Here is a 1,987-nt window from a genome sequence, read left to right as displayed (position 1 = left end):
GATCTCCTTCGTGTTGAAGATCAGCAAACTACAAATCGCAGCTTACGTCAGTGTCCGATGTTCGGGGGGTAGCTCATAACAGCTTGGACTTTGCCCTAAGAATGGTATGGTGGCGCAAAGGATTTGCTTAATGTCTGATATTATTCGGTTCCCTCAGTCTAATAGACCGAACGCTCTGCCGACCTCTGGTTTGGTTGAGTCAGAGGACATGGCCGAAAACATCACGATGGCAGATTTTTACGGGACCCCAAGGGACGTCGACGCCAATAGGGATGACCTCCTAGATTCTGGCTCCAACATTTCTTTTCTGCAGCATTCCGGCGACTTCCCCCCCTCCACTATAGGGTGGTCGAATCAAGAATTGGCAGATCTCTACCGTACACAACGGATTTTGGCTTTAGCGGGCGTTACCACCGAAGTGGATCGCGGGGTGAGCGATGAGGGGGACCCGTGGTTCGTCTTTATCGACAGCCAAGGTGAGGTCCTCGTTCACTTTAGCCGCTTTGACGGGTCCTACTTAGTTTCAAGCCCTGTGCAGGAAAAGCCTATTCGAGGGGCTAGCCTACAAGATTTGGTTGCCGAGTTCTCTCGTCGTGTGCAGCCAGTCGCCCAGGACGGGCAAAATGTTGTTTCAATTGGGAAACGCAACCGGGATGTCGTCTTTATACATCCCGCAGCGGCATTGGCCGCATTGGTGTGGTCTGTCTATCTGATGGCAGACGAGTTGATCGCAGCCACGCCCATGCTTGCCGCAGGCACTTCTGAAAAATCAGGTCCCTTTTCTGCTGAAGGAGAGGCTGCGGGTGAGCCTAATGTGCAGGTCGACGAAACAACGGACCTGCCCATCATCGCTCAAAAAGCGATTCCACTTTCAACGGTTTCAGAAATGCCAAAGCAAGGTGGAGGCACTTCTCTAAGCCGCGAAAGTCTAAATGTAGGACTTTCCGGGCATGGCGTAAAAGCCGGGGGGGTGAGCCTCAGCCTCATCGCTCTTGCTGTTGGGCTACCTCTTCCGGCGAGCATTGCTTTTGAGGCTACGGATGAAAATAGTGCTCTCAAAAAGCTGAGCTTAGAGAAAATTTCTGCGGCTCTCACACAAGTTAAAGAGAAGGAGGCCGCGCTTTTGGTGGCCTCTGAAGCTGTCGAACTGAAGCAGCGGCAAATGGACCTAGCGGATCAATTGCATGAAGAAGAAGCGTCTGGCGAGGTAAGCATTGACGTCGAGGCCGAAGCCTCCGCGATGGATAATGCTCTGCCAGCAACTCATATAGTTGAGACAAAGAGTGTTTCCCCTCATGTGCCTGAGTTGTCTCCAGCTTTGATGTCACGTGAGGAAGGCGTTGTTAAAACAGAAAAGCGTGTCGAAGATGCGCAAGTTTCGATAGGTCCAACCGATCCCTCAGATGAAGAGTCTAAGGAAATCGACTTCTTGCAGAGCTTTGATGCCGCTTTCGAAAACTTTGAAATTGCCAACCTCGACAAGATCGCCCAGAACGAATTGGCTCAGCTGCTGCAGGCAGAAGAGGCACAGAATATTCCGGGCCCCTCAACCTCGGCTTCCAGTGGCTTCGAGTTTTTCGAAAAGGATGCCAGAACGTATTTAGATTTCCTGTTGCAAACCTACAGCAATGTTAAGATCGTCAATCTGGCAACCGAGATCATTTTTGTTCATATGGACGCCTTTGAAGAAAGCGGCGGCACGCATGAAATCTATGCGAAAAGCTGGTCCTTGGGTGATGGCGGCACAGTTTCTACTATCGGCTTTAAAGCTGACATGATGCAGTTCGATCTTATCGCTTGAAATCGCCGACTGGAATGGGTGGCAACGGTTAAGCATCTAGGGTGCTTCGACCGTAACGAGGTCCGCCTTACAATAGCCTCCTCACAGACCGAAGGACGCGGCTGTGCGCTAGGCTCAGGACTCATAGCCAGTAGATGACAGTGGCGGCGAGAGCGATGGCTGAGAGGAAGACCTTTGGGCATCGGT

The 1,987-nt window shown here is 51.6% G+C and carries 1 protein-coding gene; it reads left to right on the top strand.

Annotated elements, in window-relative coordinates; genetic code table 11:
- Positions 1-130: 130 nt before the first annotated feature.
- Positions 131-1,801: a hypothetical protein gene (locus O4H31_RS19435; protein WP_269348176.1), complete on the top strand. Its 1,671-nt coding sequence runs from the start codon at positions 131-133 to the stop codon at positions 1,799-1,801.
- Positions 1,802-1,987 lie beyond the last annotated feature (186 nt).

The sequence above is a fragment of the Sulfitobacter dubius genome, assembly GCF_027214245.1.
Taxonomy (GTDB): domain Bacteria; phylum Pseudomonadota; class Alphaproteobacteria; order Rhodobacterales; family Rhodobacteraceae; genus Sulfitobacter; species Sulfitobacter dubius_A.
The sequence above is the reverse complement of the archived record's forward strand: the minus strand, read 5'-3'. Positions and strand labels throughout refer to the sequence as shown.